12 protein-coding genes, 1 pseudogene and 1 CRISPR repeat array are annotated in these 15,462 nt (G+C 64.2%); of the genes and pseudogenes, 10 read left to right on the top strand and 3 right to left on the bottom strand.

The features are described from left to right. The first annotated feature begins 230 nt into the window (after positions 1–230). The 4 genes from FHU30_RS42110 (at position 231) to FHU30_RS47505 (ending at position 4,471) form a co-directional block, all read left to right on the top strand. Positions 231–1,439: a cupin domain-containing protein gene (locus FHU30_RS42110; protein ID WP_253883336.1), complete on the top strand. Its 1,209-nt coding sequence runs from the start codon at positions 231–233 to the stop codon at positions 1,437–1,439. Positions 1,440–1,589: 150 nt separating this feature from the next. Then, a complete protein-coding gene (locus FHU30_RS42115) occupies positions 1,590–2,744 on the top strand; it encodes a cupin domain-containing protein (protein WP_253883337.1) in 1,155 nt (384 codons plus the stop codon). Between the two features lie 126 nt (positions 2,745–2,870). Then, positions 2,871–3,002, top strand: a complete 132-nt coding sequence (locus tag FHU30_RS46710) for a hypothetical protein (protein ID WP_301324435.1) — start codon at positions 2,871–2,873, stop codon at positions 3,000–3,002. A gap of 332 nt (positions 3,003–3,334) precedes the next feature. Further along, a complete protein-coding gene (locus tag FHU30_RS47505) occupies positions 3,335–4,471 on the top strand; it encodes a sensor histidine kinase (RefSeq protein WP_253883338.1) in 1,137 nt (378 codons plus the stop codon). 675 nt (positions 4,472–5,146) lie between these two features. Here the strand turns inward: FHU30_RS47505 and FHU30_RS42125 are convergent. The 3 genes from FHU30_RS42125 to FHU30_RS42135 all read right to left on the bottom strand — a co-directional run bounded on the left by FHU30_RS42125 (position 5,147) and on the right by FHU30_RS42135 (position 9,679). After that, positions 5,147–5,776 (bottom strand): hypothetical protein, encoded by a 630-nt coding sequence (locus tag FHU30_RS42125; RefSeq protein WP_253883339.1) that lies wholly within the window; start codon positions 5,774–5,776, stop codon positions 5,147–5,149. Further along, positions 5,773–7,608 (bottom strand): ABC transporter ATP-binding protein, encoded by a 1,836-nt coding sequence (locus FHU30_RS42130; RefSeq protein WP_301324436.1) that lies wholly within the window; start codon positions 7,606–7,608, stop codon positions 5,773–5,775. Before FHU30_RS42130 ends, FHU30_RS42125 begins: the two co-directional genes overlap by 4 nt. Positions 7,609–8,437: 829 nt before the next feature. Further along, positions 8,438–9,679 carry a cupin domain-containing protein gene (locus FHU30_RS42135; protein WP_253883340.1) on the bottom strand — a complete coding sequence of 414 codons (1,242 nt, stop codon included), beginning with the start codon at positions 9,677–9,679 and terminating at the stop codon, positions 8,438–8,440. A gap of 892 nt (positions 9,680–10,571) precedes the next feature. Next, positions 10,572–10,963: direct repeats of the CRISPR family, unit length 28 nt; unit sequence GTGCTCCCCGCGCACGCGGGGATGGTCC. Between the two features lie 78 nt (positions 10,964–11,041). Between FHU30_RS42135 and FHU30_RS42140 the strand changes: the two genes are divergently transcribed. The 6 genes and pseudogenes from FHU30_RS42140 (at position 11,042) to FHU30_RS42160 (ending at position 15,459) form a co-directional block, all read left to right on the top strand. Then, on the top strand, positions 11,042–11,779 hold the full coding sequence (locus FHU30_RS42140) for a Mu transposase C-terminal domain-containing protein (RefSeq protein ID WP_253883341.1): 738 nt from the start codon (positions 11,042–11,044) through the stop codon (positions 11,777–11,779). Then, positions 11,776–12,753 carry a TniB family NTP-binding protein gene (locus FHU30_RS42145; protein ID WP_253883342.1) on the top strand — a complete coding sequence of 326 codons (978 nt, stop codon included), beginning with the start codon at positions 11,776–11,778 and terminating at the stop codon, positions 12,751–12,753. Before FHU30_RS42140 ends, FHU30_RS42145 begins: the two co-directional genes overlap by 4 nt. Beyond that, positions 12,750–13,298, top strand: a pseudogene (locus FHU30_RS47855) (TniQ family protein); the annotation flags it as partial. The gene FHU30_RS42145 and the pseudogene FHU30_RS47855, both read left to right, overlap by 4 nt. A 91-nt stretch (positions 13,299–13,389) precedes the next feature. Next, a complete protein-coding gene (locus FHU30_RS42150) occupies positions 13,390–14,016 on the top strand; it encodes a hypothetical protein (protein ID WP_253883343.1) in 627 nt (208 codons plus the stop codon). A 70-nt stretch (positions 14,017–14,086) separates the two neighbouring features. Further along, positions 14,087–14,713: an SMI1/KNR4 family protein gene (locus FHU30_RS42155; RefSeq protein WP_253883344.1), complete on the top strand. Its 627-nt coding sequence runs from the start codon at positions 14,087–14,089 to the stop codon at positions 14,711–14,713. Between the two features lie 158 nt (positions 14,714–14,871). Beyond that, positions 14,872–15,459, top strand: coding sequence for a recombinase family protein (locus FHU30_RS42160; protein ID WP_253883345.1), 588 nt, complete (start codon positions 14,872–14,874; stop codon positions 15,457–15,459). The last annotated feature ends 3 nt before the right edge of the window (positions 15,460–15,462 follow it).

Here is a 15,462-nt window from a genome sequence, read left to right on the forward strand (position 1 = left end):
GCATCTGATGCGAGATCTCGCATCAGATGCGACTGTTGTCGTGCGGTCACGGGCTGAGAAACACCCAGCTTGACAGCGCTTTCAACAAGAAATACGAGCGGGAGTCCGAAAGAGGTCTGTTCGCTGCGATGTGTCTTCATGTACTGTCTCGCCCGAAGAAGATCAGATGCCGCACAGTCGGCATGGTCGCTGGATCAGAGGAGCTTTCGCCAGATTGTGAGGTGTAGACAGTGGAGCGCACCAGCGTCTTCAGGGCCAGTGTAGAGGTACCCGCACTCGCCTGGCTGATAAGTCCGATCGAAATAGCAGACTTCAGGGCCAACTATTTCGAACGCAAGCCTCTGCTCGTCAAGCGGGAAGATCCTGGCTACTATGCCGAGCTCATGACGATGGAAGACCTGGACGATGTTTTCGCCACGTCAAACTTCAGAGCGGACAACACACGCATCATTGTCGATGGCAGAGAAACACCGGTCAGCGAACTCGGCGAGGCGCCGGGCAGCGAACTGGAGAAGCTCTACAGTTATTACCGGGACGGTCACACGATCATCATCAACGGCATTCAGGAACGGTGGACGCCGCTCGCGCGGCTCTGCCGGAGGCTCAATCTCGAAGCTAACCTGCATGCGCAGGTCAACGTCTACCTGACGCCTCCAAACGCACGCGGCTTCAAGGCTCATTACGACACACACGACGTCTTGATGGCCCAGGCCTACGGTTCGAAGACCTGGCGGCTGTACGGAGCGGACGCCGACCTTCCACTTCCGACACAACGATGCGATAAGTCCAAAGACTTCGGGCGGCCACGGACCGAGTTCTCTCTTTCGGACGGCGATGTCGTCTATCTTCCTCGGGGCACGGTCCATGAAGGAACGTCGACCGGCGAGGCTTCCATGCATATCACCGTTGGTCTCCATCCGCCGGTATGGGCCGCTTCCATCAAACGAGCGGTGGAGGCCATCGTGGAGAACGACATCGAGTTCAGAAAAGTCATGCCGCTGGGTTTCGCGCACGATGCCGAGGTGAGGACCGAGGCGGAGCAGATCGCGAAGTTTCTAGCGGACCGGCTGCGGGACCAGATGTCGCCGGAGGACATTGTCTCGCGTAGCGCACGGGAGGCTGTGGTCAATCACCGCACACCTGACCTCCATGGACATCTCCTCGACTTGCAAAGGCTTGACGATGTGGACCTCGACACGACGGTACGCCGCCGCTCTGAGACGCAGATGATGCTCACCGTCGACGAGAGCATCGCACGTCTTGCATTTCACGGAAAGACAGTCGAACTTCCTGTTCATGTCGTCCCCGAGCTGCGGTATATCGCCGAGACCAGCCAAGCCGGCTTCACAGCTCGGTCCATTGCCGGGGACCTGGATGTGGCGGGGTGCCTAGTTCTGGTGCGGATGCTCTTTCGGGAGGGTCTCCTCACGACCTGCTAGGCCGGCGCTGGGACCGTGTCCGCTCGTTTCCCACTCCTTAGGGGACCAGGCTTTGAAGGGAGGAAGTAAATGGGAACAGGAACTCCCGCAGCCAGAAGCGGCCCGGGTAGTGGACGGTCAATCTCCGATCTCGGCGATCTCATCGCTCCCGTGACCACGGATGAGTTTCAGCGAACTCATTGGGAGAAGGAGCCCCTGCTCGTCAAGCGAGAAGATCCATCGTACTACTCAGGCATCCTGACCGTGAAAGACGTGGACCGGATCATCTCCCTATCGAATGCCAACTTCGGCGACCTCCGTATAGTGCGTGACGGCACGGAGACGCCGATTTCTTCCCTCGCTTCGGGCGGTGAGATCTCCGGGACGAACGTCCTGGCACGGATGTATGAGCATTATCGCGACGGCTCGACCATCGTGCTCAATTCTTTGCAGCAACGCTGGGAGCCCTTACAGCGCCTCACTCGCTCACTGGGCGAGCAAGTGGGCGCGAGATTCGCGGCGAATGTCTACGTTACACCGGGTGGAGGCCGCGCGCTCGCACCGCATTACGACGTCCATGACGTTTTCGTGGCCCAGGTGCACGGTACCAAACGTTGGCGACTGCACAAGGCACAGCAAATCTTGCCACTCAAAAGCAATCCGTTTCATCTGGGTGAGCTCGACCCATCTGAGCCATGGGAAGAGTTCAACTTGGAAACTGGCGATCTTCTTTATCTTCCACGCGGCACCATCCATTCAGCCGTCGCCGAGCAAACCGGATCTGTTCACGTGGCCATCGGAGTGCATCCGGTGGCATGGGCGACGATTCTCGAAGAAGCCGTACAGAAAGCCTTCGAGTCCGAGGTGGGATTTCGCACCAGTCTGCCTATGGGCTTTCACCGCGATAGCGCGCAGCAGGACCGCATCGAGGCTCAGTTCGAGATTCTCATCGACACTCTCCGGAAGCAGCTTTCGCCACGTGCGCTTCGTGTGGCCGCACTGCAGCGCGCGGCCTCCATATCCCATCCGGTACTGACGGGGCATCTCATCGATCTGGAGCAAGTCGACCAGGTCTCGCTCTCAACCAGAGTTCGTCTCCGGGCTGGAGTACGATACGCATTTCAGCGAGCAGATGATGTGGCGGGGCTGAGTTTCCACAACAAGACACTCCGGCTTCCCGCCGATCTTTCAGTAGAGCTCGAATTCATTCTTCAGACCGCAGGTGGGTCGTTTACTGCGGATGAGGTCCCCGGGGACTTGGACGAGGGCGGACGCCTCGTCCTGCTACGCAAGCTGATACGAGAAGGATTTCTGTCGATCGACTGACCGGCTGGCATGGGCGCGTTCCGTTGGAGTTATCATGACTTCCTTGCCCCGGCGAAGGGTGCTATGCCGGGAAGAGGATATTTGCAGTACCGCCATCACCACTCTATCTCAGGGAGATCTGCTCACATGGCCAGAACACTTAATGACGAAGACATCCGCGTGGTCGGCGGTTGCCCAGCTGAAGTAATGTACGGCGACCCGACCTACGATGATGAAATCAGCTCGATTGACGAAATATTTGACGATTGGGACCGCTAGTCTTCACTGTTCAGCAAGTTTATCGAAGTAGCATTGAACCCCCTTCTGGCGACCGCTCGCTGTCAGCCAGAAGGGGGATTAAACTGTCTATTGACTTCCTATTATCCCGAATCTGATGGCGGCAGACATGGCCGCGGTCGCTGGCGGGTCACGTGATGAGGTCCGCAGGGGGATTCCGGTTGTCTCGCCGATGAGCTAACCTCACTTGAGCACTTTTTCTATGGGGGGCTTTCAGGGTGGACCGAGCAACGTCGGTTACCCATGATGATCGTGACTGGACCATGGCGCCTGCCCTTCGTCTGTTGCCTGCCACCCTTCCGTTGCCTGCTCTGGTGGCCGTGGATGTCCTGGCGGGGCTGGCGCTCGCTGCCGACGTGGTGCTTGGGGCGACCAGGTCATTGCTGCCGCCACCGGCATGGCTGATCGCCTCATGTGCCACCCTGCTGGGCACCGCTGTGGCAGGCCGGCGCAGATATCCCGTGGTGGCGGCCGTGACGGCGACGATGTCGTCGCTGGTGATGACCTATCTCGGAGTCCGCGGTGAGTTCCTGCTCGGGGCCGCGCTGGCGGTGTACATCGTCGCGACCACCCGGCGCGTCAAAGTGTCGCTCGCAGTGACCGTGATGGTCCAGATGGCCGCGGCCGTCATGCTCACCCTGCGGTCGGCGATACCTTCCGGCCGGACGGAGCCTGAGAAGGAATGGCTGGTTTTGGTCGTCCTGATCCAGGTAATCGCCTGGGGCGCGGGGACGTGGGTGCGACAACGCCGGCACTACCAGCGTGAGCTGATGGAGCAGGCCGAGATGAGAGAGCAAGCGCGGTTGCGGGAGGCGGTCACCGACGAGCGGTTGAGGATCGCCCGTGAGCTGCATGACGTCATGGCCGGCAGCATGAGCGTGATCGCGTTGCGGGCCAGCGTCGGCAGCCACATCGTCGCAACGCATCCTGAAGAGGCGGCCGCATCGCTGGCCCTGATAGAGACCACCAGCAGGGCCGCGCTGAACGAGATCCGTGCACTTGTCGGAGCGCTGCGTTCGGGCCCTGACCCTGCCGAGCCCTACCTGCCGCCCACGCTGGCCGGCCTGGGCACGTTGCTCGACTCGATCCGATCGGCAGGTCTGTCGATCCAGCTTTCGCTCCCCGACCGTTACGAGGATCTGCCGCCCGGCCTGCAGCTCAGCGCATACCGCATCATCCAGGAAGCGCTCACCAACACCTTGAAGCACGCGCACGCCAGTCAGGCGTGGGTGGCGGTCAGCCGTACCCGGCAACACTTGCAGATCCAGGTCACCGATAACGGCACCGGTCCCAGCAGCCCAAACCGGCCTGGGCATGGCTTGATAGGTATGCGCGAACGTGCAGCCCTCTACAGCGGCGACATCAGCGTCGGCGCACGCCCGGGCGGGGGGTTCCGCGTCACCGCCCGCTTCCCGTTGGCAGACAGACCAGAGCCCCAGGAAGGTGCATGACGCAGTCGCCGACATTCGTATCCTCACCACTGAGGCCCGGGCAGCCGTCCGCGTGTGCTTGAGAGTGTCGCCTGACCGGGGCGTTGGCTGATACGGCGGCCGGTGGTCTCGCCCTCGTCGGTGTCGGGCGCGCGAAACGAGGCAGGTTACACCGCGCCGCAGACCTGCCACGGCGCCGCGTTCGCGCAAGCCGAATGTCCGCGTGGAGGGCGTGGACAGCGTGCAGGCGGTCCTCCCTACCTCCTCGCCTCTGGCCGTCCTGGAGTCCTGGAGACCCTGATGGTGACAGCCAGGGGTCTCGGCGGACGCAGGCGGTCGTTTCACCGGGCCCGGTGGCTTCGTGCTCAGGGTGGCGCGACGCACTGAGCTGGTCGCCGGCATCGCGCTGTTGGAACTCGCGAAGGGTCTCCGAGCTCACGCGGGACTCAGCCCGCCAACGCTGAACACCTCACGTGCCCTGTCCCCAGCCTGAAGGCACCCACTTGCCTCGCCTCGAGCGCGCGAGGTGCTGCCCCTTGGCATCGGGCATGGACCGGGTCAACCACCAGGCGCGGCGGGCCGGACGCGCTGACGACCTCGAAGATGGGTGGCGGCGAGTCGGCATGCTTCTTGGTGGTGTGGACGAGACCGACGGCTGCGGCAGGTCTTCGAACTGCAGTGGGACTTCATGCTTGCCTAACTCGCGACGGTCACCAGGACCCGCTCTCGCAACAGCAGTTGCGTCAAGACGATGCGGCCCTTCATGTCCAGCCTCCCCTGTATGTCCTTGACCGCGAACGTGGCCCCCTTGGTCTGGAGGATGAAGTCCACCTCGCTCTGAACGTGCCCAGGCAGAGATATATCCCGCTCAAGAATGCACACCACCACGCTCTCCTTCTGGAGGCGCAGCTTCACGTCCACGTTGGGTTGGAGGCGCACCATGGTGCGCGCGCCGACTGCGCTGATCTCTTCTGGGGTGGCGGCTGGGTGCGGGCGAACACCCAGGGCACCGAAACCGATCGCCGGGACCCGATGCCTGCGAGCGACACGTGCTGCCTGAACGCTGCGCCTGATACCAAGGACCCGGATCAGCCGGAGACGGAGCCGGAGCCCAACGACTGCCCGCGTGTTCGCGGTTCGTACGGTGACCAGCGTTGGTTCGAACCGCCAGCCGGGCCGGACTCGGTCGAGCAGCCGGCGGTACTCCTGGTCCCTCAGGTCGGCGAGACCGACCGCGCCCGAGAACACGGTTTCCAGCTCGTCTGCGAGTACCACGCACCGGCGGCAGCGCCCGTCGTGCAGGAGATAGGTGCCTGGTGAGATCATGCGGCCGCTGCTCCGGCTTGCTGCTGCTCGGTCCTGGCCAGCATCGCTGTGTACTCGCCGTCGAGGGCGAGCAGTTCCGCATGGCTTCCCCGCTCGGCGATCGTCCCGTCTTTGAGGACGATGATCTCGTCGGCGTGGCGGATCGTCGATAGCCGGTGCGCGATGGTGATGGTCGTACGTCCCTGCACCAACTGGTCGAGGGCTGCTTGCACGGCGGCCTCGGTCTGGGTGTCCAGAGCGCTGGTCGCTTCGTCGAGGATGAGCACCGGGGGGTTGCGCAGCATCGTTCTGGCGATGGCGAGCCGTTGTCTTTCCCCGCCGGAGAACCGGTACCCTCGCTCGCCCACGAGGGTTTCGTAGCCTTCCGGGAGCGCTGTGATCCTGTGGTGGATCTGCGCCGCCTTGGTCACTTCCACCAGCTCGTCGTCGGTCGCGTCGGGTTTGGCGAGTCTGAGGTTGTCGGCGATGGTGGCGTGGATCAGGTAGCTCTCCTGGGAGACCACTCCGACGACATCGGTGAGAGTGTCGAAGGACAGGTCTCGGACGTCGATGCCGTCGATCGTCACGCGCCCGTCATCCACGTCGTAGAGACGGGGGATCAGATACCCGAGGGTCGTCTTCCCTGAGCCTGTCTCTCCGATCACCGCCAGGCTGCTGCCTGCCGGTATCGAAAGATTGATGTCACGCAGTGTAGGCGCAGCAGTCCCCTCGTAGCTGAAACAGACCCCCTCGAACGTCACGTCGCCGCGCGGGTGGGGCAACGGCTGCGGCTCCGCCGGTTCCGCGACATCGATGGGGAGGTCCAGGTACTCCAGGACACGGGCGAACAGTGCCAAGTCGCTCTGTACCGAGATACTGAGCTGCAGGAGGCTCATGGCAGGGCCCACCAGGGTCTGCTGCAGGGTCGTGAAGGCGACCAGCGTGCCGATCGACAGGAAAACGCCGTGCCTGCTGGTGAAGCCGGCAACCCAGTAGACGGCGACCGGCATCGCGGAGAGGACCACTTGCACGGTCCAGGCTCGCCACCGGCCGGCCATGGCTGACTTGACCATCAGGTCGACCAACCGGTTGGACTGTGCGCTGAACTCGTCCGTCAGTACTTGTGAGCGGCCAAGGGTCCGACCGAGAAGGAACCCGCTGACCGACAGTGATTCCTGAAGGGTGCTCGACATGTCGGCGAGCTGCTCTTGCCTCTGGCCCGAAAATTTTCGCCTGGTCCGTCCTACCCGCCTGCTGACCCACACGAGCATGGGCAGCATCACCAGCGAGACGCAGGTCAGGCGCCAGTCCAGAAAGAACATGGCCGAGACCGTCGCCAGCACCGTGGTGACGCCCGACACCAACGAGCTGATCGTGTTGGTGACGGTGCCTTGCAGGCTTCCGATGTCACTTGCGATCCGGGACTGGATTTCTCCTGTCTTGGTGCGGGTGAAGAAGGCCAGGCTCATGCGTTGAAGGTGAGAATAAACCCTGCATCTCAGGTCATGGATCACCCGCTGACCGACGGTCGCGGACAACGTCATCTGCACGACACTCAAGGCGCCGCCGATCGTTGATGCCGCGAGCATCCCCAGAGCAAGCAGCGACAGAAGCCCTGTTTTGTGCTGAGGGAAAGCGTCATCAATGACCTCACGAAGCAGCAGGGGAGTGGTAAGGGAGGCACCCGCTGAAGCGGTGATCAGCACCGCAATGACAAAAGACATCGCCCAGTAATGGCGGAAGAGCCCAAGAATTCGCCTAACCGGAATCGGCCGCTCTGCGCTCGACAACCTGCCTCTCCCATCCTGATCGACCGGCAGGGGTGCACGAAAAGGGGAAAACCAGGCGCCCATTCAAGGACTGTGACGACCTTCCTCGAATGGGCACCCGGCAGCGGGGTCGTGGCAACGGCAAGTTAGGTCTCAGTCTTTTAGTCGCGCCACGAAGGCTGAAGTATCAGCTCAGCAGTCCCAGGTGTTGCGGTCGTCCGGGTACGGCTCCCCGTGGTTGCTGTCGCTCTTGGAACCGTCCCAGGGGTCACAGTCGTCCCAAGCGCCGGCGACAGTCGGCCCCGGCACGCGAGTAACGGTGACTTCGTCCATTCCGAGCGTGGTAGGCATACCCCACTCACCTTTCTTTACGCGAGGCCGCCATTTGACCTCTGTCGAATCTGACTTTTTCAATCTATCCCGATGCAGGCCTGGCGACAAGACCATTCACCGCAAATATCGGGCCAGAAAACAAGATGGGTCCGCCTGCAGTTTATATGCATGACGATTCACCCGTGCCAGAGTTCCAAAGAATTGCCCGGCATGGCGCAATAAGCTGTTCATGAATTTACGGCGCGGTGTGCAGGCCGTTCTGCTAGGCCGTGAACGACTTCGGTGGAAATGCAGGCCTTTCTTGACCTTCAGGGGCGAGTAGACGCCTCGGGAGGCCCTGGAAGGCTGAACCGCCCCGTGGGTGATCGCGATCATCGCCGTCACTCCGTGCCGCGTCCTTCCGGCCGGCACCGGTCCAGGTGGCGATGAGCTTCTTGGCATGCATGGGCAGGGCTGAAGGTTCGGTCGGCCGAGCACAGGCGAGGCGCGCTGGCAACACGCTGGACAGCGGCGTCCGCTCGCTGCTGCTGATGAGGAGCCGACTTTGCCCTGCCCCGAGCCAAGGAGCGGGCACGCCCCTTTACGCGGCTGTGAGGAAGCCTTCCTTTAGCAGGATCGCCACCAGCACGGAGCGACCTGATTCATCAAGGTTGCCTGCGATCTGGGATGGTTTGAACGGCCTGCCGTCTCTCTCGACGACATCGCGTAGCTCGGGAGACACCCGCGCAGGGAAGCGTACTGACTTGCCGTGGAACGACAGGGTCACCGCGTCGCCGTCTCGCCCAAGGAGTGCTTGGACCTCAGGACGCCGGCGGATGAGGGAATCTGCGGTGATCTGGCCCATCTGAAGGTCGACCAGATGACCACGCAGCTCAGGGTGTCGCTGGTCTACGACGCGGTCCCAGACTGAACTCGAAACCATGCGCTCAGGGGTGGGGAGCTGGTCGAGCAGGGCAGCGGCCAGTTGTTTGGCCAGGCCCTCCGCCGCGGCTCTTGCATCGCCGTCATGAGTGAAGCCGATCGGTAGCGCGCGACGAAAGGCTATGTCGTTTTCAACGACCGACCGTATAGCCTTTTTGAAAACGTCGGCCCAGAGCACCGGGTGGATTCCGATCGTCACGTGCATTGACGCCTCATGAGTGGAGGTGCCGGCGTGCACCGTTCCACGCGGGAGGTAGAGGAGATCACCCGATTCCAGCGTGAATTCATGCGTGGGATCCCCTGGCCCCTCCTCAGGAGTACGCCAAGTCTGATTCCTCAACGGCAATTCTGCAGCCGCACCATAAAGATTCCATCTTTTAGAGCCGTGGACCTGTACGATCATCACATCGTGGGTATCGTAATGCGGCCGGAAGCCGCGGCTCTCAGGAGGGGTCAAGTAGATATTGAGCTGAGGATTGAAGTTCTCATCATTGTCGAGCGAGCGGCAGAGCCGCATCAGGCCTTCATGCCGCTCATTGATCGCATTAGCTACAATGGTAGAACCTTCTCGAAACCGCTGGTAGATCAATTCGAGCTCGTTACCGCGGAGCCGCTCGTCGTCGGACGATGCCAACAACTTCGATATCGGAGTCTCCTCGCCGTCCACCACCACTCGGATACTGTCCGCCCGGAGGTTGGTGACCATGAGGGCTCTGTCCAGGTCAGCGAGCGTAAAGAGGTCTCGGTAGTACTCTCGATCGCCACGCTGGATCAGAAGCGGCTCGCGTTCATAGTACTGGTTCTTGAACTCTTCAACGCTTACCGGCGAAATAAGGCGAGCCAAGGTGTAGTAGGAACTGGCCGCTTTGATCGTTTCGTGCACCGCATTTTCTTCGGGCATCTTACACGCTCCCAGGAGTCGATAGGTCTCGAACTGCGCCCAACTCGGCAACACCGGACGAAAGAAGCACCTCCTTAATTCAGCACGATTTTCCTAGCCCGCCTCCTCCGTAAAGACGTTCATAGAACGATGGGTAAGTGTGGCTTCGGGGCTGCGGCAGCGATCTAGGTCTCATCTGGATGCTGCCACGGGCAGTATCTGTCTGTAAATGCTGTTGTCATGACCTCACGCACCGTAGTCTTTAGTATTTTATGACAAGTGAAATTACTGTCAGCAACAGAACAGTTAAGGGAACCCTAGAAGATGGTTAGCGTGCACTAAAATATGACGCAGCGTGATGCTCGTACAAGGGAGCGAGCGGACTCCTGGCGAGTCGTGCATCGTGGTAAACACTGACATCTCAGGACACCTCTGACCTCATACGGACACAGGTATCGACGAGATGTCGTCGGCACAACCTGCTGTCGACCGCCGACTTCGCCTCGACCGTGTCTCCCAGCGGCCAGATGGTTCATGGACCCGGCCGCCCCCAGTCCGCCATCCCGCGCTGTACCGCCCAGACCTGTCCGGTGGGGCGAAGGCGGTCTCGGGGAACGCCGGCACCTGAGGCGGGTGGGTGCGGAGCCCACTGGAGGCAGGACACCCCTACGCACACGCGAGATCGCGCTGGGGTGCTGAAGCGGGGGGCCAAACAAGCGTGCTTCGCCATGCACACCGCTCTTGATGCCGTATTCAGGTGACCGCATCCCGCAGGTCGCCGGGAGATGATTCTCGCTCAGGCGATGTCCTGCGGTGCGCGGGTGGCAGCGCTTGATGCATGTCCGATTTGCCGGTCTCGCCGAAAGTACTCGAAACTGTCCCTGAACCAAGGCAAACACCCAGGTCATCAGGAGTGCTCCCCGCGCACGCGGGGATGGTCCCCCCTGCGACACAGCGGAGTCGGGGGTGTCGCCGGTGCTCCCCGCGCACGCGGGGATGGTCCCGGCAACATCGCCGACCTGCGGCAGTACGTCGTGTGCTCCCCGCGCACGCGGGGATGGTCCGACGTTGGTCTTGCCCGATCCCTTCTGACCGGAGTGCTCCCCGCGCACGCGGGGATGGGCCCGCCAAGGTCACCTCGGTTCTGGGGGCCGTTGTGCTCCCCGCGCGCGCGGGGATGGTCCCGCGTGCAGGCGCGCGGAATTGCACAACCGTGCGTGCTCCCCGCGCGCGCAGGGATGGTCCGCCCCGCCGAGGGCGGCCAGATCACGACCAGGGTGCTCCCCGCGCGCGCGGGGATGGTCCAGTACTCCGGGTGGTAGCGGGGGACCAGCAGCAGCCTCGGGGACAGCAGCCGGGCTGTGGCCTCGGCATTCATGGCAGATGGTGCACCAACTGCCGGGCACCACTTTCTCCAACCCGGCCGAGCGCGGCGATTACGACAGTGACGCCTCGGCTGTCTTGACGTTGGCCGAGCTGAACCGGTGGCTGGCGCTGGCGGTGGCGGTCTACCACGGCCAGGTCCACGGCACCCTGGGGCAGACCCCGGCCGGCCGCTGGGAGCAAGGGGTGGCCGAGGGCGGCCGTCCGGTCACGGTGGCCAGCGAGCTGGCCTTCCTGGTCGACTTCCTGCCGGTGTTCCGGCGGACGATGACCCGGACCGGTTTCCAACTCGACCACGTTCAGTACTACAGCGACGCGCTCAAGCCGTGGATCGCCCGCCGGGGAGGGCTGGACAAGTTCGTGCTGCGCCGTGATCCCCGTGACATCTCCCGGATCTGGGCCCTGGATCCCGACGGTACGGCGTACGTGCAGGTGCCGTACCGGACGCTGTCACGGCCGCCGATCAGCGCCTGGGAGAACAAGGCCGCCATCGACCGGCTCCGTGAGCAGGGGCGCGCTCAGGTGGATGAGAATTCCCTGTTCCAGATGGTGGAGCAGATGCGGCGCCTCACCGAGGAAGCCGCTGCCAGGACCCGCGGAGCTCGCAGGGCCCGCCGGGACCTGGAGCGCCGTCGCCAGACGCCACCCTCCCCGGCCCCAGCCGCGGTACCGAGTCCTCCCGCCCCCGGCGATGCTGCGGTGGCGGCCGAGCCGTTCGAGGTGATCGAGCAGTGGTGACCTCGGATCCGGGCGCGGGGCCGCCTGGTGCCGGCGCGAATGAGCCGGCCGATCCGGTGCTGGAGGCGGAGCTCGTGGCGGCCGAAGATCTGTCGCATCTCCACCAGGCCGCGCAGCAGATCGCCCGGCTGCCGGATGTTGAGCGGATGGCGTATCTGCGGGCGGACCGGTGGATCGGCTACACCCGCGCCACCGAGGCCCTGGCCCGGCTGGAGGCGCTGCTGGCGTGGCCGGCCAAGCAGCGGATGCCGAACCTGCTGCTGCTCGGGCCTACTAACAACGGCAAATCGATGATCATCGAGAAGTTCCGTCGCGCTCATCCGCCGGTCTGGCATCCGGACTGGGAGGAGATCCCGGTGCTGACGGTGCAGATGCCTTCGGACCCGAAGGTGTCGCGCTTCTACACCGCTTTGTTGACCGCGCTCGGAGCGCCGCTGCGTCCCGGTCAGCGGCTGGCCGAGTTGGAACAGCTGACACTGCGGCTGCTGCGCCAGACCGGGGTACGCGTGCTGGTGATCGACGAGCTGCACAACACGCTGGCCGGTCACGGCACCGCCCGCCGGGAATTCCTCAACCTGCTGCGGTTCCTGGGCAACGAGCTGAAGATCCCACTGGTCGGCGTCGGCACCAGGGACGCCTACCTGGCGATCCGCTCCGACGACCAGCTGGAGAACCGGTTCGCCCCGTTCGTGCTGCCCAGCTGGAGGCCCGATGAGCAGGCGTGCAAACTGCTGGCCAGCTTCGCCGCGGCGTTCCCGCTGCGCCGCCCCTCCCTCATCGCCACCCCGGACATGGCCGAGTATCTGCTGACCCGTAGCGAGGGAACGATCGGGGAACTCACCGCCCTGCTCACCGAGGCGGCCGTAGCCGCGATCGAGTCCGGGGAGGAAGCGATCAGCCAGCGGACCTTGCTCCTGGCCTCCTACGCTGGCCCGACCCAGCGGCGGGCGATGTTCGAGCGCGAACTCGCATGAACTCCGGCGCTGGCCGCGCCAGGCGGTGGCCACTGCACCCACCACCCCACCCGGGCGAGGCACTGACCTCCTGGCTGCATCGCCTCGCCCAGCCCTACGGCCTTTCGGTCCGACAGCTGGTCGAACACAACCTCGGCCCGGCCTCTGCCCTGCTTCCCGCGCCCAGCTCCAGGACTGGTTCCGCGGCCGATGACCTGGACTGGGCCCCGGCCGCCCCGGTCCTGCAGGCCGTCGCGGCGCGGACCGGCGTGGCGCTGGCAGACATACGCCTGATGACGATCGCCGGGTGGGTGCCATGGCTGGCCGACACTCTGGACCCCAACCAGGGCCCGGAGGCGTTCCACACCTACGCCCGGCAGGACTCGGTGCTACTCGGCCGCGGCGAGGCCGGCACCAACGTGGTCGGGCGATGGCTGCCCTGGCTGCCTGCCGAATCGCCGATCCGGCACGTGCCCAGCCGCCTGTGCCCGCTCTGCCACGCCGACCCCAGCCGCGGAACCCCGCTCACCGCCACCCTCGCGCTCATGCGCTCCTGCACCGAGCATCGCTGCCTCCTGGAAGACCACCACGACGTCGCCTACGCCACCTGGAAGGGGGGGCGCTTCCCCTCAGCACGTCCGCGATCACGTCCTGGCCATGGACGACCTCACCCACCGGGGCCTGGCCACCGGCATCGTCACCCTGCCGCGCAGGCCGGTCCACGTCGGTGTCTGGCTGCGGATGCTTCGCACCCTGCTGGACGAGGTCAGCATCTCCACCTCCAAGGTGCGCCGCCGCTCGGCCACCGCGCTCGAACTGATCTGGGACACCGCCGGCTATCCCCGCCGAGCGGGCCTGAAGGTCTGGCGGCCCTACGAGTCACTCGACCCCCTTTGCCAGGGATGGATGCTGGAGGCCGCCGCGACTGCGCTCCACCTCATCGGCACCGGGCAGATCACCGCCCAGGGCACCCTCGGCCACCTGCTCACCATCCAGCCGCACCAGCACGTCTACGACGGCGAGCCGCCGCCCCCACCACAGGCCGTCTATGACGAGGCTTGGGAGAAGGTCGTGAAGTACTTCGCCTCCCGCGAACGGAAGGTGCCCGCGTCGCCTCGAGGAGTCCTCGCCGCCTTCACCGAGCCCTGCCACACACTCGAGGACTTCGACCGCAACCGGCAACTTCTGATCACCATCGGTTTCAACGCTGCCGCCCTGCCCGACGCCCGACGCCTCGGTCGCCACGACCTGCTGCCCAGGCCACCGGGGCACCCTTCTTGCTGACATCGGTGAGAGTGCGTCCGCGTGGGGAAGTGGGGTTGAGAATCCCGCCATCCCTGTCGATCATGAGCTCGTGACTGCGGCCGTTGACGAATCATGGGATCGCATTGTGGCCTGGCTCGCGCGACACGCACCCAGGTCGGCGGAGCTTCTTGGCGGGCCGGCTAGCGCCGCAGACCTGGCAGAGGCGCAAGAAGCGGTGGGCGCCGAACTGCCTGGCGACCTGGTGCACTGGTGGCGGCGGGCCGACGGGACCACGCGACCCGGCCGAGGGCGCGACCTGTACCTGATCCCGCGCTTCTATCCGTGCAGCATCCAGCATGCCCTGCGCAGCCGCCGGATTTGGTGGCAGGTCTGGCACGACGACACGATCGAGCGGGGATGGCTGGCGGAGGAGGACTTCGTCGGTGCCCAGGCCGGCCCCGCAGGGAGCAAGGCCGGGATGTGGCTTCCGGGCTTTTTGCCCATCGCCGGAGGTGTCGGTGGAGAGACCCTGTTCGTCGATCTGCGGACCGGGCCCCTGCATGGATGCGTCCGCGAGTTCGACAAGGTGTCCACCGACCTGGAGCCGCGGTGGGCGGGGATCGCCGACATGCTGGCCGAGGTCGCCGACGCGCTGGAGAACGACACCCCACTCGACGGGCTCCGCCCTCACGTGCCGCAGGACGGCGTTCTGTACTGGGACCGAGGTATCCAGTGACCTTCACAAGAACCGGCCTGGGAGTGTCCGTCAGGGGAACGCTCACCGGACAACCACGACCATCCCGTTCACGAGATCGCGACCTGCGGTGATGTCGTCTCACATAGGTAGTCCGCGAATCTGTCCGGTGAAGGGGGCCTAAACGGTACGATCGCCGGGTGGGAGAACTGATCGGCTACGCACGGTGCTCGACCGTCCTGCAAGACCTCACCGCCCAGACCGAGATCCTCACCGGCCTCGGCGTGAACGAGGACCGCATCTACCTCGACAAGGGACTCACCGGCACCAACCGGGAACGACCCGGCCTCGACCAGGCCCTCGCCGCGGTCCGCTCCGGCGACACCCTGGTCGTCCCCAAACTCGACCGGCTCGCACGCTCGGTCCCCGACGCCCGCACCATCGGCGACACCCTCGTCGCCCGCGGCATCCGCCTCTCTCTGGGCGGCAGCATCTACGACCCCGCCGACCCCATGTCCAAGATGTTCTTCAACATGCTCGCGGTGTTCGCCGAGTTCGAGGCCGACCTTTTGAAGATGCGCACCCGCGAGGGCATGGCCATCGCCCGGTCCCGCGGCAAGCTCAAGGGCCGGGCACCCAAGCTCAGCGTGCGGCAGCAGGCCGAGCTGGTGCGCATGCACGCCACCGGCGAATACACCATCGCCGAGCTGATGGAGGTCTTCTCCGTCGGGCGCGCGACGGTGTACCGCGTTCTGGACCGAGCACCCAAGCGTGTGGGGGACTTCTGAGGC

This window comes from Actinomadura rupiterrae (assembly GCF_024172125.1).
Taxonomy (GTDB): Bacteria; Actinomycetota; Actinomycetes; order Streptosporangiales; family Streptosporangiaceae; genus Spirillospora; species Spirillospora rupiterrae.

What these genes read in the sequence shown, in the direction of transcription:
- FHU30_RS46710 (WP_301324435.1), top strand. Translation starts at nt 2,871, where the DNA reads ATGGCCAGAACACTTAATGACGAAGACATCCGCGTGGTCGGCGGTTGC.
- FHU30_RS42125 (WP_253883339.1), bottom strand. Translation starts at nt 5,776, where the DNA reads ATGATCTCACCAGGCACCTATCTCCTGCACGACGGGCGCTGCCGCCGG.
- FHU30_RS42130 (WP_301324436.1), bottom strand. Translation starts at nt 7,608, where the DNA reads ATGGGCGCCTGGTTTTCCCCTTTTCGTGCACCCCTGCCGGTCGATCAG.
- FHU30_RS42135 (WP_253883340.1), bottom strand. Translation starts at nt 9,679, where the DNA reads ATGCCCGAAGAAAATGCGGTGCACGAAACGATCAAAGCGGCCAGTTCC.
- FHU30_RS42140 (WP_253883341.1), top strand. Translation starts at nt 11,042, where the DNA reads ATGGTGCACCAACTGCCGGGCACCACTTTCTCCAACCCGGCCGAGCGC.
- FHU30_RS42150 (WP_253883343.1), top strand. Translation starts at nt 13,390, where the DNA reads ATGGACGACCTCACCCACCGGGGCCTGGCCACCGGCATCGTCACCCTG.